Below are 24,796 nucleotides of genomic sequence, written 5' to 3' on the forward strand. Positions count from 1 at the left end.
TTACAAACTTCCGGCCGTCAGACCGGACGATGCAGCATATACGCCGCAGCCTAAAGAGGGACGGCATAACCATAGCACGGATCCCGTCCCCAGGGCGGCGGAACATCCCCACAATCAAAAATTACCGCTTGTTGCGACCGCTGCAAAAGCGGGGGCCGTGCGCCCCCTCTCCTGCCGATTACTGGGCGGCCAGTCGCTCCGCGACGGCGCGTCCCACGTCTTCCGTGCGAGCCTGCCCCTTCATATCGGGGGTTCGCGGGCCGTTTGCCAATACGTGCTCGATCGCCGAGACCACCGCCGCGGCGGCTTCCGGGTAGCCGAGGAAATCCAGCATCAGCGCGCCGCTCCAGATCTGCCCAATGGGATTGGCGATGCCCTTGCCGTAAATGTCCGGCGCGGATCCATGCACCGGCTCGAACAAGGACGGGAACTTGCGTTCCGGATTCAGGTTGGCCGAAGGGGCGATGCCGATCGTGCCGGTGCAGGCCGGCCCCAGGTCGGAAAGGATGTCGCCGAACAGATTCGAGGCCACCACGACGTCGAAGGTATCCGGACGCTGCACGAAGTGGGCGCACAGGATATCGATATGGAACTTGTCCCACCGCACGTCGGGATAGTGCTGCGCCATCTCGGCCACCCTTTCGTCCCACCACGGCATGGAAATCGAAATACCGTTGGATTTGGTGGCGGCCGTCAGGTGCTTGCCGCGCTTGCGCGCAAGTTCGAACGCGAACTTCAGCACCCGTTCGGCGCCGACGCGCGTGAACACGCTTTCCTGGATGACGATTTCCCGCTCCGTGCCGGCGAAAAGCTTGCCACCGCTGTTGGAATACTCCCCTTCGGTGTTCTCGCGGACGATAAAGAAATCGATATCGCCGGGCTTGCGATTGGCCAGGGGCGATACGACCCCCGGCATCAGCCGGACAGGGCGCAGATTGATGTACTGGTCGAAATCGCGGCGGAAGCGGAACAACGACCCCCACAGGGCTTCATGGTCCGGTACGGCGTCCGGCCAACCGATGGCGCCGAAGAAGATGGCCTCGTGGCCGCCGATCTGCGTCGCCCAATCGTCCGGCATCATCTTCCCGTGCCGGGCGTAGTAATCGCAACTCCAGTCGAAGTGGTCCCACTGGAATTCGATACCGAACTTGCCGGCCGCGACGTCGAGCACGCGCAGCCCTTCCGGAACCACCTCCTTGCCGATACCGTCGCCGGGAATTACCGCGATCCTGTGTTTTTTAGCCACCGCCAAGTCTCCATGATCCGTTGGTTGGTCCATATCCGTGCGGGCATTATCGGACACAGCGGCGCGGCGCGGCAACCGCAACATGCGACCGGTACCCGGCGCGGCGCCGGCCGGCTACTATGGAGGAATGGCGCGTGATGGCATTCATGCGCCGCTCAACCCAACTTTTTCGCGAACATCCATGTCGACCACCAGCCAATCCCACGCGCAGGATATCCGCCATCAGATCCACCCCTATACCAACGCGGTCAAGCATCGCAGCGTCGGTCCGCGCGTCATCGACCGCGGAGAGGGAATCTACGTCTACGACGACGAGGGCAACAAGTACCTGGAGGGGATGGCCGGCCTCTGGAGCGTGGCGGTGGGCTTCGGCGAACCCCGCCTGGTGCAGGCCGCCACCCGGCAGATGGGCAAGCTGCCCTACTACCACACGTTCACGCACAAATCGAACGCGCCCTCGATTGCCCTGGCCGAACGCCTGATCGGCTATACGCAAGGGCGGATGTCCGGGGCCTTCTTCACCAATTCCGGCTCTGAAGCGAACGATACGGTCATCAAGTTCGTCTGGTATTACAACAACGCGCTGGGCCGTCCCCTGAAGAAGAAAATCATCGCGCGCCAACGCGGCTATCACGGCGTGACGGTGGCCTCGGCCAGCCTTACCGGACTGGCCGGCAATCATCGCGATTTCGATCTGCCCCTGCCGCAGATGAAACACGTCTCGTGCCCCCACCATTACCGCCACGCCAATCCGGGCGAAACCGAGGAAGACTTTGCCACCCGGATGGCGGCCGAACTGGAAGCGTTCATCCTGCAGGAAGGTCCGGACACCGTCGCCGCCTTCATCGGCGAACCCGTCATGGGCGCGGGTGGCGTAATCGTGCCGCCACGCACGTACTGGCCCAAGATACAGGCCGTGTGCCGGAAGTACGACGTATTGCTGATCGCCGACGAAGTCATCACCGGCTTCGGCCGGCTGGGTACGTTCTTCGGCAGCGACACCTATGGCATCGAACCGGACATCATGGTGCTGTCCAAGCAGATTACGTCCTCGTATATCCCCCTGGCGGCCGTCCTGGTGTCGCCCAAGGTGCATGAGACGATCGCCGAAAACAGCGGCCGCGTCGGGACGCTGGGTCATGGCTACACAGCCAGCGGCCATCCGGTGGCCACCGCCGTGGCGCTGGAAAACCTGAACATCATCGAGGAACGCGGCCTGGTGGAAAACGCGTTGCGCTCGGGCGAAGTGCTGCAGCAGGAGCTTCGCGCGCTGGCCGGCCATCCGCTGGTGGGCGAAGTGCGCGGCGTAGGCCTGATCGCCGGGGTGGAACTGGTGGCCGACAAGGCCGAGAAGCGGCCTTTCGAGCCGCTGGGCAAGGCCGGTGCCTATGCCTACGAACAGGCCCATGCGCATGGCCTGATCATTCGCGGGATCCAGGACACAGTGGCATTCTGCCCACCGTTGATCATCACGCCGGACGAAGTGCGCGATATGGTGGCGCGATTTGTCCGCACGCTGGAGGACGTCACGCGCTTCGTCGCCGCCTGAACTTCCTGCCACGCAGGCGCCGAGGCCGCGGCCCCGTCAACGCCAGCCACGACGAGGCCGCCGGCGTCGCTCCCTAGCGACGCCGGGACCCCAGCAACGATCCCAGTACGCCACGCACCAGCTCACGCGCGACCGAACGCATGGCGGTTTTCGCCATGGTCTGGACGACGCCATCGCGGCGACCGCCGCGCGGGCCCGTCGAACCGAACAGCACATCGTTCAGCCCATCCATCAGGCCGCCCTCGGCCGGCGGCGTCCCGCCGGGCGCCTCGGTGCCGGCATGCCCGGGGGCGCCATCCGGCGCGCCTGGGCCCGCCCCGCCATCGACCGGCGCGGCGGCACGACGGGCCAGGACTTCGTAGGCCGACTCGCGGTCGACCGCTCGCTCATATTTGCCCGCCACCGGCGAAGCCGTGCGCAGGGCATCGCGTTCCGCCTGCGTGGCCGGCCCGATGCGGCTGGCCGGCGGGACCAGCCACGCGCGTTGCGTGACGCCGGGACGCCCCTTGGCATCCAGCAGTGAAATCAACGCTTCTCCCACACCCAGTTCGGTGATTGCCTGCTCCAGGTTCAGCTGGGGATTGGCTCGCATGGTCTGAGCGGCGGTCCGCACCGCTTTCTGGTCGCGCGGCGTGAACGCGCGCAGGGCATGCTGGATGCGATTGCCGAGCTGGCCCAGCACGGTATCGGGAATGTCCAGCGGATTCTGCGTGACGAAATACACGCCGACGCCTTTGGATCGCACCAGACGCACGACTTGCTCGATCTTGTCCAGCAGCGCCTTGGGCGCGTCCTGGAAGAGCAGGTGCGCTTCGTCGAAGAAAAACACCAGCCGGGGCTTGTCCGGGTCGCCGATCTCCGGCAGTTTTTCGTAGAGTTCGGCCAGCAGCCACAGCAGAAAGATCGCATATAGCCGCGGCGCCTGCATGAGTTTATCCGCCGCCAGGATGCTGACCACGCCGCGCCCCTGCGCGTCGACGCGCATCAGGTCGTCCATCTCCAGCATGGGTTCGCCGAAGAACGCTTGCGCGCCCTGCGATTCCAGACGAAGCAAGCCGCGCTGGATGGCGCCCACGGTGGCGGCGGAGACGTTGCCGTAACGTGTTTTCAGCGACGGCGCACGATCCGCGACGTCCTGCAGCATCGCGCGCAGATCCTTCAGGTCCAGCAGCAGTTGGCCTTCGTCGTCGGCAACCTTGAAGGTCAGGGCCAGCACGCCTTCCTGGGTATCGTTGAGCTCCAGCATGCGGGAAAGCAGCAGCGGACCCATATCGGAGACGGTCGCGCGCACGGGGTGGCCCTGTTCTCCGAATACGTCCCAGAGCACCACCGGCGCGGCGCCCCAGGCCGGTTCGGGCAGGCCCAGGGAGTCCAGGCGTTCACGCAGTTTCGGGGTGGCGCTGCCCATCTGCGAAATACCCGTCAGGTCGCCCTTGACGTCGGCCAGGAAGACGGGCGTGCCGATGCGGGAGAATTGCTCCGCCAGGACTTGCAGGGTGACGGTCTTGCCGGTGCCGGTGGCGCCGGTGATACAGCCGTGCCGGTTCGCCATGCCGGGAAGCAGCCCCAGGTCCTGGCCGTCGTGCCGGGCGACCCGCAAGGGAGGAATGGACGTGGCGGTGTCGGACATGGCGGTCTCCAGATGGCGTTTGCGGCGTCGGCGCGGCCATTCTCCGCCGCGCCGCGCGCCAGCGCAACACACCCGGATCCCCGCGCGGCGGAAGCGGCACGGTAAAATAGCCGTCTTTGCCTCACTCTTATTCGGAAAGCCATGGCCGGACACAGTAAATGGGCCAATATTCAGCACCGCAAGGGCCGCCAGGACGCCAAGCGCGGCAAGCTGTGGACCAAGATCATCCGTGAAATCACCGTTGCGGCACGTGCCGGCGGAGCCGATCCGGAAAGCAACCCGCGCTTGCGGCTGGCCTGGGACAAGGCGACCGACGCCAACATGCCCAAGGACAACATCCAGCGCGCCATCCAACGCGGCGCGGGCGGCGCGGACGGCGACAACTACGAAGAAGTGCGCTACGAAGGCTACGGCGTGGGCGGCGCGGCGGTCATCGTCGACTGCATGACCGACAACCGCACCCGCACGGTCGCGGAGGTGCGCCATGCGTTCGCCAAGAACGGCGGCAACCTGGGGCAGGAGGGCTCGGTGGCGTTCATGTTCAAGCACTGCGGCCAGTTCATTTTCGCGCCCGGCACGCCCGAAGACAAAGTGATGGAAACCGCCCTGGAAGCCGGCGCCGAAGACGTGGTAACGGACGCCGAAGGCGTGATCGAAGTCATCTGCGCACCGGCCGACTACGCGGCGCTGCGCCAGGCCTTCGAAGCCGCCGGCCTGAAGGCCGAGATGGACGGCATCATCATGAAGGCGTTGAACGAAACCGAGCTCGCGGGCGAGGACGCCGTCAAGATGCAAAAGCTGCTCGATGCACTGGAAGGGCTGGATGACGTGCAGGAGGTCTATACCACCGCCATCCTCGATGAAACCGGCGCCTGATCTCCCTGGACCTGCCGCGCGCAGGTCCCCCCTCTCGGGGCGCCGCCACGGCGCCCCCCGGCGCAGTCCCCGCGCGTTTATCTTTATCAGCCATTCACTATGAAACTCCTGGTTATCGGTTCGGGCGGCCGCGAACATGCCCTCGCCTGGCGTCTGGCGCAGTCGCCGCGCGTGCATAAGGTTTATGTCGCCCCCGGCAACGGCGGCACGCAGCACGACAGCCTGCAAAACGTGCCCTTGACCCAGGCGGAAGAACTGGCGGACTTCGTCCAGCGCGAAGGGGTATCGCTTACCGTGGTCGGACCGGAAGCGCCCCTGGCCGCTGGCGTCGTCGATGTATTCCGCTCGCGCGGCCTGAAAATCTTCGGTCCGACCAAGGCCGCCGCGCAGCTGGAAAGCTCCAAGGACTACGCCAAGGCCTTCATGGTGCGGCACAACATTCCCACCGCTCGGTACCAGACCTTCACCGACCCCGCGCTGGCGCACGCCTATATCGACCAGGAAGGCGCCCCCATCGTGATCAAGGCCGACGGCCTGGCCGCCGGCAAGGGTGTGGTGGTCGCGACCTCCCTGGAAGAGGCGCACGCGGCCGTCGACGCCATGCTGGGCGATGGCTCGCTGGGCGCGGCCGGGGCCCGCGTGGTCATCGAGGAATGCCTGGAAGGCGAGGAAGCGAGCTTCATCGTCATGGTCGACGGACGCAATGTGCTGGCACTGGCTACCAGCCAGGACCACAAGCGGTTGAAGGACGGCGACCAGGGGCCCAACACCGGCGGCATGGGCGCCTATTCGCCGGCACCGGTCGTGACGCCGGAGCTGCACCATCGCATCATGCGGGAAGTCATCCTGCCCACGGTGCAGGGCATGGCGCGCGACGGCCTGCCGTATACGGGTTTTCTTTATGCCGGCCTGATGATCGCGGCCGGCGACGATCCGGACCGCCCGATCAAGGTACTGGAGTTCAACTGCCGCATGGGCGATCCGGAAACGCAACCGATCATGATGCGGATCAAAAGCGACTTCGTCGATGTGCTGGAACATGCCATTGCCGGAACGCTGAACCAGGCGGATATCGTCTGGGACCGGCGCACCGCCCTGGGCGTGGTGCTGGCTGCACACAACTATCCTGGTACGCCACGTACCGGCGACGTGATTACCGGCTTGCCGGAAGACGCCGCGGATTGCATGGTGTTCCATGCCGCCACGCAATTGGACGGTGATCAGGTCAAGACCTCGGGCGGTCGCGTCCTGTGCGTAACGGCCCTGGGGGATTCGGTACGCATGGCCCGCGAGCGCGCTTACGAAACCGTGGACCGGGTCGTGTTCGACGGCCGCCAGTACCGTACCGATATCGGCTGGCGTGCCCTCAAACGCGTACCGCCCAAACCGAAGACAAGCACTTGAAATGAACGCCGCATCCGCATCCCTTCTTCCCTTCGAATCCGCCGTTGAATCGGCCAGTGACTACTTCGCCAACCTGCAGGCGCGCATCGTCGCCGCCCTGGAGCAGGCGGACGGCACCGCCTTCCGCACGGATGCATGGGAAAGACCGGAAGGCGGCGGCGGTGTATCGCGGATGCTCGAAGGCGGGCCGGTGTTCGAACGCGCGGCCGTGCTGTTCAGTCACGTCATGGGACAGAACCTGCCGCCTTCGGCCAGCGCGCGGCGCCCGGAGCTGGCCGGCCGGCCCTGGCAGGCGATGGGCGTATCGCTGGTGCTGCATCCACGCAATCCCTATGTGCCCACCGTGCACATGAATGTACGGCTTTTTGTCGCGCCGGCGCGACACAGCGGCGAGACGTCCGCATTCTGGTTCGGTGGGGGCATGGACCTGACCCCCTACTACGCCTTCGAAGAGGATGCCCGCCATTTCCACCGCATCTGCCGCGATGCACTCGCGCCGCATGGTGAAGACTATTACCCCCGCTTCAAGAAGTGGTGCGACGAGTATTTCTATCTGAAGCATCGTTCCGAAACGCGCGGTATCGGCGGCATATTCTTCGACGACCTGGACGAACCCGGATTCGACGCCTGCTTTGCCCTGGTCCGCGATGTGGGGGATGCCTTCCTCCCCGCGTATATGCCCATCGTGGAGCTGCGCAGGAACGAACCGTACGGCGAGCGTGAGCGTGCCTTCCAGGCCTATCGCCGCGGCCGCTACGTCGAATTCAATCTGGTCTATGACCGCGGCACCCTGTTCGGCCTGCAATCCGGCGGCCGTACAGAATCCATTCTTTTGTCGATGCCGCCCGTCGCCAACTGGCGCTACGACTGGAAACCCGAGCCGGGCACGCCGGAAGCTGCCCTCGCCGCCTTTCTTGCGCCCCGGGACTGGCTTTGAAACGCATCGGCTTGCTGGGTGGCAGCTTCGACCCCGTGCACGTGGCGCATCTGGCGCTGGCGCGCGCGGCGCTGGATGCGCTGGACCTGGCACAGGTCCAGTTGATTCCCGCGGCGGCGCCCTGGCAAAGAGGGCCGCTGCGAGCGACACCGTCGCAACGCTGCGACATGATCCGCCTGGCGATCGCCGATGAACCCCGGATCGTACTGAATACCGCCGAAATCGACCGCGGCGGCCCCACCTACACCATCGACACCGTACGCGGCCTGCCTGCGGAGCAGCGCCATGTATGGCTGCTCGGCGCGGATCAGCTGGCCAATTTCTGCACCTGGCGGGAATGGCAGGCCATTGCCGACGGCGTAGACCTGGCCGTGGCCACGCGCCCCGGGATACCCCTGGACCCGCCGGCGCAGCTCCAACACCATCTGGCGGCCCAACAGCGCGGCGTGGAGATTGTCCCTTTCGCCGAAATGCCCGTTTCCGCATCGGCGATCCGGGATCGCCTGGCACATGATTTGCCGGTGGATGGCCTGGTCGCTGAACCGGTATATCGATACATCCGTGCCCACCGCCTCTACCATGACTGAGGAGTAGCCCCCGTCCAACGGCGGAGCAGCATCCGCCGACCCGAAACCCGCGGGCGGCGGTTATAGTTGCGACATGGAAATACAGAAACTACAACGCGCTGTCATTGACGCCCTTGAAGACGTCAAGGCGCAGGATATCAAGGTCTTCAATACCACCCATCTGACCAGCCTGTTCGATCGGGTCGTCATTGCCAGCGGCACCTCGAACCGGCAGACCCGCGCCCTGGCCTCCAGCGTGGCGAACAGCGGCCGCGCCCTGAAGTTGTCGGTTACCGTCGAAGGCGAAGAGACGGGCGAATGGGTAGTCATCGATCTCGGCGACATCGTTGTCCATGTCATGCAGCCGGCGATACGCGAGTACTACAACCTGGAAGAAATCTGGGGCGGCAAGCCCGTGCGGGTCAAGCTGCTGCCGCAATCCTCGCGCGCGGCCCTATCCGGCGCCACCTACGACGAAGACGATATCTGAACCGGCAAGGCGCCACACGATGAATGCCCTGGCCGCCCTCGGAACCCGCACACCGTGAAGCTCGTCGTCGTCGCCGTCGGCAACCGCATGCCGGCCTGGGTCCAAACCGCATGGGACGACTATGCCCGCCGGCTGCCCGCCGATTGCGCGCTCGAATTGCGGGAGATCAAACCGGAACCGCGCACCAGCGGCAAGACCACGGCGCAGATGATGGCGGCGGAAGCCAAGCGCATAGAGGCGGGGGCGCCGCCCGGCGCGTTGAGGATTGCCCTGGACGAACGTGGACGCGACCTGACGACGGCTGCGCTGGCGAAGACGCTGGAGCAGTGGCGCGCGCAGGGCCGTGACGTCGCGCTTTTGGTGGGCGGGCCCGACGGGTTGGACGCAACGCTGAAAGCCTCCTGCGACGGTTTGATCCGCCTGTCTTCGCTGACCCTGCCGCACCCGATGGTGCGCGTACTGCTTGCGGAACAGCTCTACCGCGCATGGGCGATCCTGAGCAACCATCCTTATCACCGCGCGTGAATCCCGCGCACCCGCCACGCATGCCTTCCGATCGAGACCCCGCCCCCCGCCTGTATCTTGCCTCGGCCAGCCCGCGCCGGCGCGAATTGCTCATGCAGATCGGCCTGGCGCATCGCGTGCTGGACGTGCCCTCGCCTCCCGGCGAGGACGAACCGCAACACGCGGGCGAGCCGGCCGCTGATTACGTCCGTCGAACCGCTCGTGAAAAAGCGGTCCGAGGCGAGCAATACCGGCAGGACATGAATCTGCCGCGCCTGCCCTTGCTGGCCGCCGATACAACCGTCATCCTGGATGGGGAGGTCCTGGGCAAGCCGGCCGACCGCGATCACGCCATCCATATGCTGATGCGGCTCTCCGGTTCCCGCCACGAGGTCCACACTGCCGTCGCACTGTTCGCGCACGATCGCCTGCACGAAAAGGTCTCTATTACGCAAGTATGGATGCGGCCGCTGGACTCCGACGAGGTCCGCCGCTACTGCGACAGCGGGGAACCCTACGGCAAGGCGGGGGCCTATGGCATCCAGGGGCTGGCAGCCGCATTCATCGAGCGTATCGACGGCAGCTACACGGGCGTGATGGGATTGCCCCTGTTCGAAACCGCGGCGCTGCTGCAGCGCGTCGATATCGCCTTGCCTTAAAAACCACATGCCCTGGCGCGTGAACCGCGCCAGGGCATGTCATATACCGCTTGGGCGCCCGAAGCGGCGCGCCGGACCTGTTGGGGGGCTTAACGCCCCGTTGCCACCGCCGGTTGGGGAGGTGCCACCGGCCGGGGATCGCCGTTCAGCGCGGCATCCAGCGCGGCCTTGTCCAATTGCCCTTCCCAACGGGCAACGACCACGGACGCCGTGGCATTGCCGATCAGGTTCGTCAGCGCGCGGCACTCCGACATGAAGCGATCCACACCCAGAATCAAGGCCATGCCGGCGATGGGCAGGCTGGGCACCACCGACAGCGTGGCAGCCAGCGTGATAAAGCCGGAGCCCGTGACGCCCGCCGCTCCTTTCGAACTGAGCATGGCCACCAACAGCAAAAGCACCTGGTCGCCCAGCGACAGATGAATGTCGCAAGCCTGGGCGATGAACAGCGCCGCCATGGTCATATAAATGTTGGTGCCATCCAGATTGAACGAATACCCCGTCGGCACCACCAGCCCGACCACGGACTTGGAGCAGCCGGCGCGCTCCATCTTTTGCATCAGGCTGGGCAGCGCGGCCTCGGACGAGCTGGTGCCGAGCACCAGCAGGAGTTCCTCGCGGATATAGCGCACCAGCTTGATGATGGAGAAACCGTTGTAGCGCGCCACGAGGCCGAGCACGACAACCACGAAAAGAATCGCGGTTCCGTAGAACGTGCCCACCAGTGCCGCCAGGTTTATCACCGACTTGATGCCGTATTTGCCGATGGTGAAAGCCATCGCGCCGAAAGCCCCGATGGGCGCGGCGCGCATCAGTATGGCAACCATCTTGAAGATGGGATGCGCCACTGCGTTCAGCAGATCCAGCACCGGCTTGCCGCGGTCGCCAACCAAAGCCAGCGCGACGCCGAACAGGACCGACACGAACAGCACCTGGAGGATGTCGCCCGTGACGAACGGTCCGGCCAGCGAGCTGGGAATCACATTCATCAGGAAGCCGGTGATGGTGCTGTCATGCGCCTTGGTGACGTAATCGGCAACGGCCTTGTTATCCAGCGTCTGCGGATTAACGTGCATGCCGGCACCGGGCTGGACGATGTGGCTGACCACCATGCCAACGATCAACGCGATCGTGGAAAAAACCAGAAAATACGCGAAGGCCTTGCCCGCGACACGGCCGACACGCTTCAGGTCGTTCATGCCGGCGATCCCGGTACTGACCGTGAGGAAGATGACGGGGGCAATGATCAGCTTGACCAGCTTGATAAAGCCGTCACCCAGTGGGCGCATCGCCTCCGCGGTGTCAGGCTTGTAGTAGCCCAGCAAGATACCGATGACGATTGCGACTAAGACCTGCACATACAGAATCTGATAAAACTTCTGCTTCCGCGGTACTGCGGTTTGATCTATTTCGATCATTGCTCTTCCACTTGTTTTCTCATCAGGCGACTGCAAGGCTACGAACATCGTGCCTACGCCGTAAGCCTGAATTATCGCACTCCACGCAAGCCCCTAGGCCGCGAGACTCCGGAAAACTGAATTCCGCGAAAGCCGTTTCCTGCCACCCGGCAAATCATCCGGAGCGGTTCGGGCTCCTGGAATCCGCTTCACACATGGAAGCAGCCACCGCTGGCCGCAAAAGCAAAACCCCGCTGGGGAGCCCAGCGGGGTTTTGGGGATAAGAGCCTGACGATGACCTACTTTCACAGACGTCCGTCCACTATCATCGGCGCGAAGGCGTTTCACTGTCCTGTTCGGGATGGGAAGGAGTGGTACCACCTTGCTATGGTCGTCAGGCGTAAAGGGTTGCGCGCCGCGCGCGGTCCGGTAAGGACGCTGCGCGTCACGCCAATCTGGATGAAGCACGCCGGGCGGTGAGGTCCGGGCGAGGGTATTGGGGTGGCCAGCCTGGCGCTTTCGCGCGGGGGGCTGGGCACAGGATTCGGGTTGGGACTGCGTGGCGGATCGCAAGCGATCCGCATTGGCACGTCTACGCCAAGCAATCAGGGCAAGTCACGGGGCAGGTTGCGCGAGGCAACAGGCGCCGGCTTGCGGTCAGCTGCAAGGGTTGTTCGATGGGGGTCTAACCATCAGGGTTATAGGATCAAGCCGCACGGGCAATTAGTATCGGTTAGCTTAACGCATTACTGCGCTTCCACACCCGACCTATCAACGTCCTGGTCTTGAACGACCCTTCAGGGGGCTCGAGGCCCCGGGATACCTAATCTTCAGACGAGTTTCCCGCTTAGATGCCTTCAGCGGTTATCTCTTCCGTACATAGCTACCCGGCAATGCCATTGGCATGACAACCGGTACACCAGAGGTACGTCCACTCCGGTCCTCTCGTACTAGGAGCAGGCTCCGTCAAGTATCCAACGCCCACGGCAGATAGGGACCAAACTGTCTCACGACGTTTTAAACCCAGCTCACGTACCTCTTTAAATGGCGAACAGCCATACCCTTGGGACCGGCTACAGCCCCAGGATGAGATGAGCCGACATCGAGGTGCCAAACACCGCCGTCGATATGAACTCTTGGGCGGTATCAGCCTGTTATCCCCAGAGTACCTTTTATCCGTTGAGCGATGGCCCTTCCATTCAGAACCACCGGATCACTATGTCCTGCTTTCGCACCTGTTCGACTTGTCAGTCTCACAGTCAAGCACGCTTATGCCATTGCACTATCAGCACGATTTCCGACCGTACCTAGCGTACCTTCGAACTCCTCCGTTACGCTTTGGGAGGAGACCGCCCCAGTCAAACTGCCCACCATGCACTGTCCCCAACCCGGATAACGGGCCAAGGTTAGAACCGCAAACAGACCAGGGTGGTATTTCAAGGTTGGCTCCACCGAATCTGGCGACTCGGTTTCCGCGCCTCCCACCTATCCTACACAGGCCGGTTCACAGTCCAATGCAAAGCTACAGTAAAGGTTCATGGGGTCTTTCCGTCTAGCCGCGGGTAGATTGCATCATCACAAACACTTCAACTTCGCTGAGTCTCGGGAGGAGACAGTGTGGCCATCGTTACGCCATTCGTGCAGGTCGGAACTTACCCGACAAGGAATTTCGCTACCTTAGGACCGTTATAGTTACGGCCGCCGTTTACCGGGGCTTCGATCAAGAGCTTGCACCCCATCACTTAACCTTCCGGCACCGGGCAGGCGTCACACCCTATACGTCGACTTTCGTCTTTGCAGAGTGCTGTGTTTTTAATAAACAGTCGCAGCCACCGATTCTCTGCGACCCCATCATGCTCAGCGCGCAGGCGCCTCACACTACCGGGGCATACCTTCTCCCGAAGTTACGGTATCAATTTGCCGAGTTCCTTCTCCCGAGTTCTCTCAAGCGCCTTGGAATATTCATCCCGTCCACCTGTGTCGGTTTGCGGTACGGTCTCGTACAGCTGAAGCTTAGAGGCTTTTCTTGGAACCACTTCCAATCACTTCGCGAGACATGCTCGCTCGTGCCACACCCTTGAGTCACGCGCCCGGATTTGCCTAAGCGCCCTCTCTAATGCAGCAACAGGGACTTCCAACACCCTGATGATCTTCCGCGATCCGTCCCCCCATCGCACTGTACGACGGTGCTGGAATATTAACCAGCTTCCCATCAGCTACGCATCTCTGCCTCGCCTTAGGGGCCGACTCACCCTGCGCCGATGAACGTTGCGCAGGAAACCTTGGACTTACGGCGAGGGGGCTTTTCACCCCCTTTATCGCTACTCATGTCAGCATTCGCACTTCTGATACCTCCAGCAACCCTTACGAGTCACCTTCACAGGCTTACAGAACGCTCTCCTACCGCGTGCAGTTTGACCTGCACACCCGCAGCTTCGGTTTATCGCTTAGCCCCGTTACATCTTCCGCGCAGGACGACTCGATCAGTGAGCTATTACGCTTTCTTTAAAGGATGGCTGCTTCTAAGCCAACCTCCTGACTGTCTAAGCCTTCCCACTTCGTTTCCCACTTAGCGATAATTGGGGACCTTAGCTGGCGGTCTGGGTTGTTTCCCTCTTGAGTCCGGACGTTAGCACCCGGTGCTCTGTCTCCCAAGCTGGACTTGCGGGTATTCGGAGTTTGCCATGGTTTGGTAAGTCGCCATGACCCCCTAGCCATAACAGTGCTCTACCCCCCGCAGTCATACTTGAGGCACTACCTAAATAGTTTTCGGAGAGAACCAGCTATTTCCAGATTTGTTTAGCCTTTCACCCCTATCCACAGCTCATCCCCTAGTTTTTCAACACTAGTGGGTTCGGTCCTCCAGCACGTGTTACCGTGCCTTCAACCTGGCCATGGATAGATCATCTGGTTTCGGGTCTACACCCAGCGACTGAACGCCCTATTCGGACTCGCTTTCGCTACGCCTTCCCTATCCGGTTAAGCTTGCCACTGAATGTAAGTCGCTGACCCATTATACAAAAGGTACGCCGTCACCCCACAAGGAGGCTCCGACTGTTTGTATGCATACGGTTTCAGGATCTATTTCACTCCCCTTCCGGGGTTCTTTTCGCCTTTCCCTCACGGTACTGGTTCACTATCGGTCGATCACGAGTATTTAGCCTTGGAGGATGGTCCCCCCATCTTCAAACAGGATTTCACGTGTCCCGCCCTACTTCTCTTACGCCTAGTTCCACGCATTGCATTTCGCCTACAGGGCTATCACCTGCTACGGCCGGGCTTTCCATCCCGTTCGACTATACAACGCGCTAAATCGTAAAGGCTCTTCCGATTTCGCTCGCCACTACTTTCGGAATCTCGGTTGATTTCTGTTCCTCGAGTTACTGAGATGTTTCAGTTCACCCGGTTCGCTTCCTGGAACCTATGTATTCAGCCCAGGATACCGCCTTGCGGCGGTGGGTTTCCCCATTCGGATATCTGCGGATCAATGCTTGTTTGCCAGCTCCCCGCAGCTTTTCGCAGGCTACAACGTCCTTCATCGCCTGTGATCGCCAAGGCATCCACCATATGCACTTAGTCGCTTGATCCTATAACGCTAATGGCTATAAAACCTCTTCAAGCAACCGTCTTGCTTCTGACATGATTACTTCGCGTTTGTGCCGTTCAAATCCTCAATACACTTGAGTTTGAACTATCATGCAATCACAACCCGTATCCAACGGCGCATCAAATATCAATGCACCGCCAATACTTCTCGTTGTGCTTCTTCCAGATTGTTAAAGAACGAATAAAACTGTCGAGCCAAAAACTCAACGCTCAATACCCCGGCCGCTCGCCCCGCTTCACGGAACAAACACCGGCAGACACTGACCGTTGAACTCTCTTTTCTCGCGGACCCGGCCTCACGCCGCCCCAGCCCCCGAGTCGGGCGCCAAGCACAGCACCACCAAACGAAACTGGTGGAGGTGAACGGGATCGAACCGATGACATCCTGCTTGCAAAGCAGGCGCTCTCCCAGCTGAGCTACACCCCCAGATAAACTGTGGTGGGTCTGGTTGGATTCGAACCAACGACCCCCGCCTTATCAAGACGGTGCTCTAACCGACTGAGCTACAGACCCAATTCGCATCGGATCCGCTATCGATCCAGTCTTTTTCAACAACCGATAAGTGTGGCCGCTTAACAGACAACAGCACTTGCTCTGAAAGGAGGTGATCCAGCCGCACCTTCCGATACGGCTACCTTGTTACGACTTCACCCCAGTCATGAATCCTACCGTGGTAATCGCCCTCCTTGCGGTTAGGCTAACTACTTCTGGTAAAACCCACTCCCATGGTGTGACGGGCGGTGTGTACAAGACCCGGGAACGTATTCACCGCGACATGCTGATCCGCGATTACTAGCGATTCCGACTTCACGCAGTCGAGTTGCAGACTGCGATCCGGACTACGATCGGGTTTCTGGGATTGGCTCCCCCTCGCGGGTTGGCGACCCTCTGTCCCGACCATTGTATGACGTGTGAAGCCCTACCCATAAGGGCCATGAGGACTTGACGTCATCCCCACCTTCCTCCGGTTTGTCACCGGCAGTCTCATTAGAGTGCCCTTTCGTAGCAACTAATGACAAGGGTTGCGCTCGTTGCGGGACTTAACCCAACATCTCACGACACGAGCTGACGACAGCCATGCAGCACCTGTGTTCCGGTTCTCTTGCGAGCACTCCCAAATCTCTTCGGGATTCCAGACATGTCAAGGGTAGGTAAGGTTTTTCGCGTTGCATCGAATTAATCCACATCATCCACCGCTTGTGCGGGTCCCCGTCAATTCCTTTGAGTTTTAATCTTGCGACCGTACTCCCCAGGCGGTCAACTTCACGCGTTAGCTGCGCTACCAAGGCCCGAAGGCCCCAACAGCTAGTTGACATCGTTTAGGGCGTGGACTACCAGGGTATCTAATCCTGTTTGCTCCCCACGCTTTCGTGCATGAGCGTCAGTGTTATCCCAGGGGGCTGCCTTCGCCATCGGTGTTCCTCCACATATCTACGCATTTCACTGCTACACGTGGAATTCCACCCCCCTCTGACACACTCTAGCCCGGTAGTTAAAAATGCAGTTCCAAGGTTAAGCCCTGGGATTTCACATCTTTCTTTCCGAACCGCCTGCGCACGCTTTACGCCCAGTAATTCCGATTAACGCTTGCACCCTACGTATTACCGCGGCTGCTGGCACGTAGTTAGCCGGTGCTTATTCTGCAGGTACCGTCAGTTACGCCAGGTATTAGCCGGCGCCGTTTCTTTCCTGCCAAAAGTGCTTTACAACCCGAAGGCCTTCATCGCACACGCGGGATGGCTGGATCAGGGTTGCCCCCATTGTCCAAAATTCCCCACTGCTGCCTCCCGTAGGAGTCTGGGCCGTGTCTCAGTCCCAGTGTGGCTGGTCGTCCTCTCAAACCAGCTACGGATCGTCGCCTTGGTGAGCCGTTACCCCACCAACTAGCTAATCCGATATCGGCCGCTCCAATAGTGCGAGGTCCGAAGATCCCCCGCTTTCCCCCTTAGGGCGTATGCGGTATTAGCTACGCTTTCGCGTAGTTATCCCCCGCTACTGGGCACGTTCCGATACATTACTCACCCGTTCGCCACTCGCCGCCAGACCGAAGTCCGCGCTGCCGTTCGACTTGCATGTGTAAGGCATCCCGCCAGCGTTCAATCTGAGCCAGGATCAAACTCTTCAGTTCAATCTCTGTTTCGTACAGCCCACGCGTCTTCCGACACGGGACTGTCTTTCGCTAGCGCTCTCAAAGGAAGTGAGGACCCAGACGAATTTGACTTCGCCTGATTCCTGACACTTACTTATATGAGCACTTGATTTCTTCGGCCCCATCCAAGACCCTGCACTTGCGTGCCGATCCCGGACGAGTGCGCCGCCATCCATCAAGCGCCCACACTTATCGGTTGTTTAGTTTTTAAAGAACAGGTGGGCTCGCTACCCGGGAGGTCTTGCAACCTCGCTGACTTCGCCTGCCGCGTCGCTGGCATTGCTGCCTGGTGTTTCCACCCAGTGTTTCCACCGTTTTGCTTCGCGTCGTTTGCTGTGTCAGCAGCAGAGAAACGAGATTATGAAGACATTTTTTTGGGCTGTCAAATCAAGCTCGCTTCGACTTCACACCCGCGCACTCGACAACCTGGCTTCACCTTCCCGCCTTCACTTATCGCCCACCGCGACTCCCAAAGCGGCATCGGAATCACCCGCGCCGGCAGTCCGTTGAGAACCACCACCGTGGTGCTCCCGCGTCGCCGGTGTCGTGACCGGTTCGCGAACAGCGAAGGGGCGCGACTATAGCACATCGTTACGCGGCTTGCCGCCGTGGCGCCGGGAATCGCCGCCGCGCCACTTTATGGATAGACTTCGACTGATGTGCAGGCGCGCCCGCCAAGCGGAACGGTCGCGATGCGACGGTGCCGCCCTGCCCCTTCCCAACGATAAAAGTCCCATCATGTCAGCCACCCTTCCCGACGTCTACGAAGACATCCTGATTAATGTCACCCCGTTCGAGACCCGCGTCGCGGTGGTCGCGCAGGGCGCCGTGCAGGAGTTGCACGTTGAACGCAGCATCCAGCGCGGGCACGTCGGCAATATCTATCTTGGCCGCGTGGTGCGCGTGCTGCCCGGCATGCAGAGCGCCTTCGTCGATATCGGCCTGGAACGGGCCGCTTTCATCCACATCGCCGACCTGCGCGAAAACCGCGCCGAGCGCAGCCAGGGGCTGAACCCCACGCCCATCGAGAAGCTGCTGTTCGAGGGCCAGACATTGATGGTGCAGGTGATCAAGGATCCGCTCGGCACGAAAGGAGCCCGGCTGTCGACGCAGATCAGCATGGCCGGCCGTATGCTGGTCTACCTGCCGCACGACCCCCACATCGGCATCTCGCAAAAGATCGACTCCGAATCGGAACGCACGCTACTGCGCGAGCGCCTGCAAGCACTCATGCCCGCCGAGGAAAAAGGGGGATTTATCGTCCGCACCCAGGCGGAGGGTTCCACAGACGAGGAATTGCGCGCGGACCTGGATTACCTGCGCAAACTATGGGCCAGCGTGCAGACCGCCGCGCGCAGCCACCCTGCGCCGGCGGTGCTGCACCAGGACCTCACGCTGGCGCAACGCGTACTGCGCGATATGGTGGGCCCGCACACCGGCATGATTCGCGTGGATTCGCGCACCACCACGGCCCATCTGATCGAATGGGCACGGCTGTATACGCCATCGGTAGTGGACCGCATACACCACTACAGCGGCGAACGGCCGTTGTTCGACACCGCGAATGTGGACGAAGAGATCCAGCGCGCGCTGTCGCGGCGCGTCGATCTGAAATCCGGCGGCTATCTCATCATCGACCAGACCGAGGCGCTGACGACGGTGGACGTGAATACCGGCGGCTTTGTCGGCGGCCGCAATTTCGACGACACGATATTCAAGACGAACCTGGAAGCGGCGCAGGCGATCGCGCGCCAGTTGCGCCTGCGCAATCTGGGCGGCATCGTGATCCTGGATTTCATCGACATGGAAGATGTGGAACACCGCGAAACGGTGTTGGCGGAGCTGCGCAAAGCCCTGGCCCGCGACCGCACGCGCATGACGGTGAACGGCTTCACCCAGCTGGGACTGGTGGAGATGACGCGCAAGCGGACCCGCGATTCGCTGGCACACCAGCTGTGCGAATCCTGCCCCACCTGCCAATCCCGTGGGCATGTGCGCACGGCGCGCACGATCTGCTACGAGATCCTGCGCGAGATCCTGCGCGAGGCGCGCCAGTTCAATCCCAAGGAATTCCGTATCCTGGCTTCGCAGCAGGTGGTCGATCTATTCCTCGAAGAGGAAAGCCAGCATTTGGCCATGCTGGGCGACTTCGTCGGCAAAACCGTGTCGTTGGAGGTCGAAGCCGCCTACACCCAGGAGCAGTACGACCTGATCCTGATCTAGACGTCCGCGCATTTTGCGCGAGCGGGCATGGAAGGTTCCGTCGCGGCCGAAGACCCGCGGGCGCAGGCCGCATCCGGCCCGATGGATCCGGACACCCACGTGCCCGCGCGAGCAGGAATGGCCGGATCCGCCGCGACCGGAGAGCCAGCCCGGACCGACGCTGGCCTGGGCACGGGGACATAGGCCGATGGTGGTCTACCCGGCGAATCCCTTCTGGTCGAGGAATGCCTGTTCCTCGGGGGTCGTCGCCCGGCCCAGTTGCGCGTTGCGATGGGGGAACCGCCCGAAGCGCGCGATGATATCCCGGTGCAGGATGGCGAAGTCCCGGCTGCGGGGATCCAGCCGCTGTGCGAGCTCCACCGAGCGCGCCTGGTCCGCCGGGTCCTCCGAATGTTCGAAAGGCAGATAGAAGAAGACCAGCATGTCCGGTTCGGCCTGCTTGTCCAGGCCCCGGTCGATTGCCCGGTTGGCGAACAGGCGCGCCAGTGGATCGGTGGCATACATATGCGCGCTGCCGCGGAACGCATTGCGTGGATATTGATCCAGCAGGATCAGCAAGGCGAGCACGCCGTGGGCGGTGGCGGCCCAATGATCCAGTTCCCGGCGCGCGGCGGCCAAATGCAGCGCGGCGAAGCGATGCGCGAACTCCGCATCGAATGCCGGATCCTTGCTAAACCATTTTCGCGGTCCCGCATCACGCCAGAACTGAATAACGGCGGCCGCGTCCGCGGGCAGATCCTGTTGCGCGAGGGGCATGGAATCCAACTCCCGGAATCGAAAAGCCCAGATTATTCGGTTTCGCGGAATTGCATGCGATACAGCGACGCATAAAGGCCGTTTGCGGCCAGCAGGTCCTCGTGTCGGCCTTGCTCCATGACCCGGCCGCTATCCAGCACGACGATCCGGTCGGCGTTCTGCACGGTGGAAAGACGGTGGGCGATCACCAGCGTGGTGCGGCCTTTCATGAGCCGCTCCAGCGAAGCCTGAACCTGCCTTTCCGATTCGTTGTCCAGCGCCGAGGTCGCTTCATCGAGGATCAGGATAGGCGCGTTCTTGATCAGCGCGCGCGCAATGGCCAGCCGCTGCCTCTGGCCGCCGGACAGCCGCGCGGCGTTTTCGCCAACCGGGGTGTGGATGCCATTGGGCAGGCCGTCGACGAAATCCCGCAGGTTGGCGGCTTCCAGGGCCTCCAGCACCTGCTGGTCGCTGGCCTGGCCCAGCGCGCCGTACCCGACGTTGACCGCGATGGTGTCGTCGAAAAGCACGACGTCCTGGCTGACCAGCGACAGGTTCGACCTGAGGCTGCCCAGCGTCAGGTCGCGGATATCGATGCCGTCGACCGATATGTGCCCGGCGGTGGGAGCGACGAACCGCGGAAGCATATTCACCAGCGTCGTCTTGCCGCTGCCGGAGCGTCCGACCAGCGCCACGGTTTCGCCCGGCTGCACCGTGAACGTCACATCGGTAACGGTATCCCGGTTGGCATCGGGGAAGCGGTGGCATACGCCGCGGAACTCGACCAGGCCGCGTACCGGCTGGGGCAGCGTGCGGTCGCCCGTTTCACGTTCCGGCACCTCGTCGATAAGCATGAAGACGCTTTCGGCGGAGACCAGCATGCGCTGCATGCGGCCGGCCAGGTTGGTCAGGCGCTTGACGGGATCGAACAGCTGCGCCAGGGATGCCATGAAAGCGGCGAAGCTGCCGGCCGTGAGCGTGCCGGCATTGGCCTGTCCGAGAGCGACAGCGATGATGCCGCCGACGGACAAGGCGATGCAGACCTGCGTCAGGGGCGTCATGGCGGCATCGGCGACCGCGCTGCGCATGGCGAAGCGGCGCAGGCGCGAATTGACATAGCTGAAGCGGCCACGCTCGTACTCGTAGCCGTCGAACAGCTTGATGACGCGCTGCCCGTCGATGCCTTCGCCCACCACGCGCGTCAGTTCGGCGTTCATGTTGACGGTTTCGCGGTTGATCTTGCGCAGGCGCCGGATGAAGACCCGCGCGATCAGCACGGAGACGGGCAGCATGACCAGGATGATCAGCGTCAACAGCCAGGACATATAAAGCAGGACGCAGATCAGCGCGACCACGACCAGGCTTTCCCGCACCAGCACGGTAATGACATCCGTGGCATAGCCGGTGACATTGCCGGCGTCGATGGTGAAGCGGTTCAACAGCCGACCCGTGTCGCCGCGCTTGAATTGCTCGTCCGGCAGGCCGAGCAGGCGATCGAACATTTCCTGGCGGATGCCGCGGAGGACGTTATTGGCCACCCACGCCAGCAGGTAGTCGCTGAAGAAGTTGCATACGCCGCGCAGGAAAATCAGGCCCACGACGGCAAGCGGGATCGCCCATACATAGTAGGGCCGGGCGCCGCTGAACCCGTCGTCCAGCAAGGGCTTCATGATGACGGCCAGGGTGGGCTGCGTTCCCGCCGCGCCCGCCATCAGCAGGACCGCCAGCAGCAGTGCCTTCCAGTGCGACCCGACGCGCGAATAAATACGTTTCCAGAGCACGGCCTTGACCGGATGCGACCCGGCTGGCCTGGTGCGAGTGGCAGAATTCAAGAAATCTCTCGCTTTTATACAATCGTCCGGGGCATTGTACCGTTGGCCGCATGACCGGCCGACCGGCGGCAAGCCCCCTTCCGCTGCCCTGGCCCACCCTAACGCCGCCCCGCCGCGGCACCCTGTCTTTATGCCATCCGTGACCCGTTTGTATGTGCGACTGCCCAATTGGGTAGGCGATGTCTGCATGAGTCTGCCCGCCCTGCGCCTGCTGCAGGCCACCGGGCTGCCGCTGGTCCTGTGTGCCCGCCCCTGGGCGCGGGATCTGCTCGCCGGCGTGGCGGGCGGGGACGATTTCATCGCCATGCAGGGCCGGTTCTGGGAGGACCGCGGCGCCGTGCGGGCGCACGTGCGGGCCGCCGGCCGCGGGGGGGTGGCCCTGGCGTTGCCGGATTCCCTGTCCAGCGCCGCGGCCTTCCGCCTGGCGGGACTGCCAGTGGCGGGCTACCGGGACGACGGACGCAGCCCGCTGCTGCGCTGGCCGGTACGCAAGCCCGACGCGACGCTGCATGCCGTGCAATCCTGGTACCACCTCGCGCGCGAGGCCCTGGGCCGTTGGGGCTTGCCCACCGGCGCGCCGGAGCCAGCCCCGGAGCTGAAGCTGACGCTGACCGCCACCCACCGCGCGCAGGCCGAGTCCCGCCTGTCCGAGGCGGGGCTGGCACAGGAGCCCTTTGTCCTGATCGCGCCCACGGCCACGGGACTGCATCGTGGCCGCGATAAGGTATGGCCCGGCTACGCCGCGCTGACCCGCGATCTGCAGTCGCGCGGCAGGCGTGTCGCCATGTGTCCGCCCCCCGCCGAGGTCGACGCGGCACGCGCCAATGCGCCCGACGCGCTGCTGCTGCCCGCCATGGGACTGGGGGCCTTCGCCGCGCTGACCACCCGGGCCGCCCTGGTGATATGCAACGATTCCGGCGTGTCCCATGTGGCCGCGGCGGCCGGGGCGCGGCAGATTACGCTGTTCGGCGTCACCCAACGGGACCGCACGGGGCCATGGTCGCCCCACGCGTGCTGCCTGGGATCCGACCAGGGCTGGCCCGACGTGGCGGAAGTCCTGCGTAACGCGGAGGCAATGTTGAATGGACATAGGGCTGACCATGAGTCCCACGAATTGACAGGCGGCGCGCCGGCCTGAACAATCGTGGCGGTATGTCTATCGTCAGTCTTCTCGCGTATCTCATCATCCCGCTTTATCTGTGCCTGGCGCTCGCCGTGCTGGGTCTGGTGCTGGCCCTGTTCCGCTGGCGCAAGACCGGCCTCGTCCTGGCGCTGGCCGGCGCGGCCTGGGCCTATGCCTGGTCCCTGCCCGCGACCACGCTGTGGCTGGGCGGCATCCTTGAAAGCGAATACCCCTACCGGGCGCCCGCCGAATTGCCGACGGCGGACGCCATCGTCGTGCTGGGCGGCAATATCGCCAACGACCGCCAGAACTGGTTCCTGCCCTACGACCGCGAAACGGCCATCCGGCGCTTCCAGACGGCGGAACAGCTGTACGACGCCGGCCGCGCGCCGAAGATCGTGCTTTCCGGCGGCGCATTGAGCGGCGACGTCAGCGAAGCGGAGGGCATGGCTCACGCGCTACGCCAGTCCGGCGTCCCGCGCAGCGCCATGATCCTGGAAAACGACAGTCGGACGACGTATGAGAACGCCATCCTGACGGAAGGCCAGTTAAAGGAGCATGACATCCGCACCGTGCTGCTGGTCACATCGGCCCTGCACATGCCCCGCGCCATGGCGGCCTTCCGCAAGCAGGGCGTGACGGCGATCCCGGCGCCGTCGCAGCCGCAGATTTATCTGCCGGCGTCGGCGTCCATTTCGCCATGGCTGCCGGACGACCGCACTTTCGAGGCCAGCCGCTCCATCATCAAGGAATACACCGGGCTGTTCCTGTACTGGCTGCGAGGGTGGATCTGATGTCCGCCACGGACGCCCTGCCCTGCCGGCCCGGATGCGGCGCCTGCTGCATCGCGCCGTCGATCACGCGCCCGCTGCCGGGCATGCCGCAGGGCAAGCCGGCCGGCGTGCGTTGCGTGCAGTTGACCGACGACATGCGCTGCGCGGTCTTCGGCCAACCGGAACGGCCGGACTTTTGCGGCGGGCTGCGGCCGGCCGCCGATATGTGCGGCGCCGACCGGGAACACGCCATCGCGTGGCTGGCGCGCCTCGAGCAAGCCACCGCCCCGCAGCCCGCGGGCGGCTTGCCGGGCTAGCCGGGCGCTGCCGGCAGGCGTCCCGCCCCGGGGGCTTCGCGGCGCATGCTACCAGCGGCGGCGCTTGCGATCCTCGTAAGGTGTCAGCGTCTTGCGCAGGAAACTGATAATGCCGGTCGATCCGGCGACCAGCACGCGTGGCAGGCCCATCGGGTCGTCCTGGGCGTTGGCCAGCCCACGCTTGGTCAGCGTGGCGTTGTCATAGCCGGCCGCGCGCACCATTTCCATGACGGCCGGGTCGTATTCGCCATAGGGATAGCAGAACGCCGTCACCGGGCCGCCCAGCGCGTCTTCCAGTTCGTGGCGCGAGGCGGCGATCTGGCGTCGCGCCTCGTCGGCATGGAGTTGCGGCAAATGAACGTGATCCAGCGTATGTGAACCCACCTCGTTGCCGGCGGCAGCCCACTCACGCATTTCAGCCACCGACATCAAGGCCGACGGCGGAACGCCATGCGCATGGTCCCAGACGTTGCTGCCGTCGAACTGGCGGGCGACGAAGTAGTTGGTGGCGGTGAAACCGAGTTCGGACAGTATCGGCATCGCGTTGCGGTGCACGTTCCGGTAGCCATCGTCGAAGGTGATGCCGAAGACTTTGCCGGTGCGCTCGCCGCGCAGGTACGGCATCAGATCGCGCATGGACACCCCCCGGTAGCCCAGGCGGCGCATCCAGGACATTTGCCGCCGGAAAGCGCCGGCGTCCACGGTCAGGCCGCGATAAGGCGTGCCGCGCGGCGGCAGCGCGCCGACCTGATGGTACATGAGGATAGGGATCGCCATGG

Annotated in this window: 18 protein-coding genes, 2 tRNA genes and 3 rRNA genes; 12 read left to right on the plus strand and 11 right to left on the minus strand. The window is 63.0% G+C overall.

Features of this window, described 5'->3' with window-relative positions:
* Nucleotides 1–178 precede the first annotated feature (178 nt).
* Entirely contained in the window at nucleotides 179–1,246 is a 1,068-nt protein-coding gene (locus tag CAL28_RS18675) for a tartrate dehydrogenase (protein ID WP_094842762.1), read from the minus strand.
* A gap of 181 nt (nucleotides 1,247–1,427) precedes the next feature.
* On the opposite strand from CAL28_RS18675, the gene CAL28_RS18680 reads away from it, so the two are divergent.
* Complete coding sequence (locus tag CAL28_RS18680; protein WP_094842763.1) at nucleotides 1,428–2,795, plus strand: aspartate aminotransferase family protein; 1,368 nt, start codon at nucleotides 1,428–1,430, stop codon at nucleotides 2,793–2,795.
* Nucleotides 2,796–2,868: 73 nt separating this feature from the next.
* Here CAL28_RS18680 and CAL28_RS18685 read toward each other — a convergent pair whose 3' ends face one another.
* Nucleotides 2,869–4,425, minus strand: coding sequence for a helicase HerA-like C-terminal domain-containing protein (locus tag CAL28_RS18685; protein WP_094842764.1), 1,557 nt, complete (start codon nucleotides 4,423–4,425; stop codon nucleotides 2,869–2,871).
* Between the two features lie 141 nt (nucleotides 4,426–4,566).
* Here CAL28_RS18685 and CAL28_RS18690 point away from each other — a divergent pair, with 141 nt between their 5' ends.
* From CAL28_RS18690 to CAL28_RS18720, 7 genes are all read left to right on the plus strand, one after another.
* Nucleotides 4,567–5,301: a YebC/PmpR family DNA-binding transcriptional regulator gene (locus CAL28_RS18690; RefSeq protein WP_094842765.1), complete on the plus strand. Its 735-nt coding sequence runs from the start codon at nucleotides 4,567–4,569 to the stop codon at nucleotides 5,299–5,301.
* 99 nt (nucleotides 5,302–5,400) lie between these two features.
* Nucleotides 5,401–6,705 carry a phosphoribosylamine--glycine ligase gene (gene purD / locus CAL28_RS18695; protein ID WP_094842766.1) on the plus strand — a complete coding sequence of 435 codons (1,305 nt, stop codon included), beginning with the start codon at nucleotides 5,401–5,403 and terminating at the stop codon, nucleotides 6,703–6,705.
* 1 nt (nucleotide 6,706) lies between these two features.
* The gene (hemF, locus tag CAL28_RS18700; RefSeq protein ID WP_094842767.1) at nucleotides 6,707–7,642 is read left to right on the plus strand and encodes an oxygen-dependent coproporphyrinogen oxidase; all 936 of its coding nucleotides are present in this window, start codon (nucleotides 6,707–6,709) and stop codon (nucleotides 7,640–7,642) included.
* A complete protein-coding gene (gene nadD / locus CAL28_RS18705) occupies nucleotides 7,639–8,229 on the plus strand; it encodes a nicotinate (nicotinamide) nucleotide adenylyltransferase (RefSeq protein ID WP_094842768.1) in 591 nt (196 codons plus the stop codon). Before hemF ends, nadD begins: the two co-directional genes overlap by 4 nt.
* Before the next feature lie 73 nt (nucleotides 8,230–8,302).
* Complete coding sequence (gene rsfS / locus CAL28_RS18710; RefSeq protein WP_094842769.1) at nucleotides 8,303–8,698, plus strand: ribosome silencing factor; 396 nt, start codon at nucleotides 8,303–8,305, stop codon at nucleotides 8,696–8,698.
* Between the two features lie 54 nt (nucleotides 8,699–8,752).
* Entirely contained in the window at nucleotides 8,753–9,223 is a 471-nt protein-coding gene (rlmH, locus tag CAL28_RS18715; protein ID WP_094842770.1) for a 23S rRNA (pseudouridine(1915)-N(3))-methyltransferase RlmH, read from the plus strand.
* Between the two features lie 20 nt (nucleotides 9,224–9,243).
* Nucleotides 9,244–9,861, plus strand: coding sequence for a Maf family protein (locus CAL28_RS18720; protein ID WP_094842771.1), 618 nt, complete (start codon nucleotides 9,244–9,246; stop codon nucleotides 9,859–9,861).
* 89 nt (nucleotides 9,862–9,950) lie between these two features.
* Here the strand turns inward: CAL28_RS18720 and CAL28_RS18725 are convergent, their stop codons facing one another.
* The 6 genes from CAL28_RS18725 to CAL28_RS18750 form a co-directional block, all read right to left on the minus strand.
* On the minus strand, nucleotides 9,951–11,279 hold the full coding sequence (locus CAL28_RS18725; protein WP_094842772.1) for a dicarboxylate/amino acid:cation symporter: 1,329 nt from the start codon (nucleotides 11,277–11,279) through the stop codon (nucleotides 9,951–9,953).
* Between the two features lie 265 nt (nucleotides 11,280–11,544).
* Nucleotides 11,545–11,657: ribosomal RNA gene (rrf, locus tag CAL28_RS18730) — 5S ribosomal RNA — on the minus strand.
* Between the two features lie 303 nt (nucleotides 11,658–11,960).
* Nucleotides 11,961–14,845 (minus strand): 23S ribosomal RNA (locus CAL28_RS18735).
* 370 nt (nucleotides 14,846–15,215) lie between these two features.
* Nucleotides 15,216–15,291 (minus strand) — tRNA-Ala (locus tag CAL28_RS18740).
* A 10-nt stretch (nucleotides 15,292–15,301) separates the two neighbouring features.
* Nucleotides 15,302–15,378, minus strand: a tRNA-Ile gene (locus tag CAL28_RS18745).
* An 84-nt stretch (nucleotides 15,379–15,462) separates the two neighbouring features.
* Nucleotides 15,463–16,993, minus strand: a 16S ribosomal RNA gene (locus CAL28_RS18750).
* The 16S, 23S and 5S rRNA genes sit together here with 2 tRNA genes alongside, the layout of an rRNA operon.
* 759 nt (nucleotides 16,994–17,752) lie before the next feature.
* On the opposite strand from CAL28_RS18750, the gene rng reads away from it, so the two are divergent.
* Nucleotides 17,753–19,237 (plus strand): ribonuclease G, encoded by a 1,485-nt coding sequence (gene rng / locus CAL28_RS18755; protein WP_094844708.1) that lies wholly within the window; start codon nucleotides 17,753–17,755, stop codon nucleotides 19,235–19,237.
* 195 nt (nucleotides 19,238–19,432) lie between these two features.
* Here the strand turns inward: rng and CAL28_RS18760 are convergent, their stop codons facing one another.
* Together CAL28_RS18760 and msbA are read right to left on the minus strand one after the other, a co-directional pair.
* Nucleotides 19,433–19,993 carry a DUF924 family protein gene (locus tag CAL28_RS18760; protein WP_094842773.1) on the minus strand — a complete coding sequence of 187 codons (561 nt, stop codon included), beginning with the start codon at nucleotides 19,991–19,993 and terminating at the stop codon, nucleotides 19,433–19,435.
* 32 nt (nucleotides 19,994–20,025) lie between these two features.
* On the minus strand, nucleotides 20,026–21,804 hold the full coding sequence (gene msbA, locus CAL28_RS18765) for a lipid A export permease/ATP-binding protein MsbA (RefSeq protein WP_094842774.1): 1,779 nt from the start codon (nucleotides 21,802–21,804) through the stop codon (nucleotides 20,026–20,028).
* A gap of 130 nt (nucleotides 21,805–21,934) precedes the next feature.
* Between msbA and CAL28_RS18770 the strand changes: the two genes are divergently transcribed.
* Genes CAL28_RS18770 through CAL28_RS18780 form a run of 3 tightly spaced genes read left to right on the plus strand, consistent with a single transcriptional unit; the run spans nucleotide 21,935 to nucleotide 24,017 of the window.
* Nucleotides 21,935–22,942 carry a glycosyltransferase family 9 protein gene (locus CAL28_RS18770; RefSeq protein ID WP_094842775.1) on the plus strand — a complete coding sequence of 336 codons (1,008 nt, stop codon included), beginning with the start codon at nucleotides 21,935–21,937 and terminating at the stop codon, nucleotides 22,940–22,942.
* A 14-nt stretch (nucleotides 22,943–22,956) separates the two neighbouring features.
* Nucleotides 22,957–23,721: a YdcF family protein gene (locus tag CAL28_RS18775; RefSeq protein WP_094842776.1), complete on the plus strand. Its 765-nt coding sequence runs from the start codon at nucleotides 22,957–22,959 to the stop codon at nucleotides 23,719–23,721.
* The gene (locus CAL28_RS18780; RefSeq protein WP_094844709.1) at nucleotides 23,721–24,017 is read left to right on the plus strand and encodes a YkgJ family cysteine cluster protein; all 297 of its coding nucleotides are present in this window, start codon (nucleotides 23,721–23,723) and stop codon (nucleotides 24,015–24,017) included. Before CAL28_RS18775 ends, CAL28_RS18780 begins: the two co-directional genes overlap by 1 nt.
* A 48-nt stretch (nucleotides 24,018–24,065) precedes the next feature.
* On the opposite strand, the gene CAL28_RS18785 is transcribed toward CAL28_RS18780, so the two are convergent.
* Nucleotides 24,066–24,794 carry a polysaccharide deacetylase family protein gene (locus tag CAL28_RS18785; RefSeq protein ID WP_094842777.1) on the minus strand — a complete coding sequence of 243 codons (729 nt, stop codon included), beginning with the start codon at nucleotides 24,792–24,794 and terminating at the stop codon, nucleotides 24,066–24,068.
* Nucleotides 24,795–24,796 lie beyond the last annotated feature (2 nt).

Source organism: Bordetella genomosp. 11, assembly GCF_002261215.1.
Lineage (GTDB): Bacteria > Pseudomonadota > Gammaproteobacteria > Burkholderiales > Burkholderiaceae_B > Bordetella_C.

Coding starts and splice junctions, on each gene's coding strand:
- CAL28_RS18770 (WP_094842775.1), top strand. CDS start 21,935: ATGCCATCCGTGACCCGTTTGTATGTGCGACTGCCCAATTGGGTAGGC.
- CAL28_RS18775 (WP_094842776.1), top strand. CDS start 22,957: ATGTCTATCGTCAGTCTTCTCGCGTATCTCATCATCCCGCTTTATCTG.
- CAL28_RS18685 (WP_094842764.1), bottom strand. CDS start 4,425: ATGTCCGACACCGCCACGTCCATTCCTCCCTTGCGGGTCGCCCGGCAC.
- CAL28_RS18720 (WP_094842771.1), top strand. CDS start 9,244: ATGCCTTCCGATCGAGACCCCGCCCCCCGCCTGTATCTTGCCTCGGCC.
- CAL28_RS18760 (WP_094842773.1), bottom strand. CDS start 19,993: ATGCCCCTCGCGCAACAGGATCTGCCCGCGGACGCGGCCGCCGTTATT.
- purD (WP_094842766.1), top strand. CDS start 5,401: ATGAAACTCCTGGTTATCGGTTCGGGCGGCCGCGAACATGCCCTCGCC.
- CAL28_RS18690 (WP_094842765.1), top strand. CDS start 4,567: ATGGCCGGACACAGTAAATGGGCCAATATTCAGCACCGCAAGGGCCGC.
- CAL28_RS18785 (WP_094842777.1), bottom strand. CDS start 24,794: ATGGCGATCCCTATCCTCATGTACCATCAGGTCGGCGCGCTGCCGCCG.
- CAL28_RS18680 (WP_094842763.1), top strand. CDS start 1,428: ATGTCGACCACCAGCCAATCCCACGCGCAGGATATCCGCCATCAGATC.
- hemF (WP_094842767.1), top strand. CDS start 6,707: ATGAACGCCGCATCCGCATCCCTTCTTCCCTTCGAATCCGCCGTTGAA.
- CAL28_RS18780 (WP_094844709.1), top strand. CDS start 23,721: ATGTCCGCCACGGACGCCCTGCCCTGCCGGCCCGGATGCGGCGCCTGC.
- rng (WP_094844708.1), top strand. CDS start 17,753: ATGTCAGCCACCCTTCCCGACGTCTACGAAGACATCCTGATTAATGTC.
- CAL28_RS18725 (WP_094842772.1), bottom strand. CDS start 11,279: ATGATCGAAATAGATCAAACCGCAGTACCGCGGAAGCAGAAGTTTTAT.
- rsfS (WP_094842769.1), top strand. CDS start 8,303: ATGGAAATACAGAAACTACAACGCGCTGTCATTGACGCCCTTGAAGAC.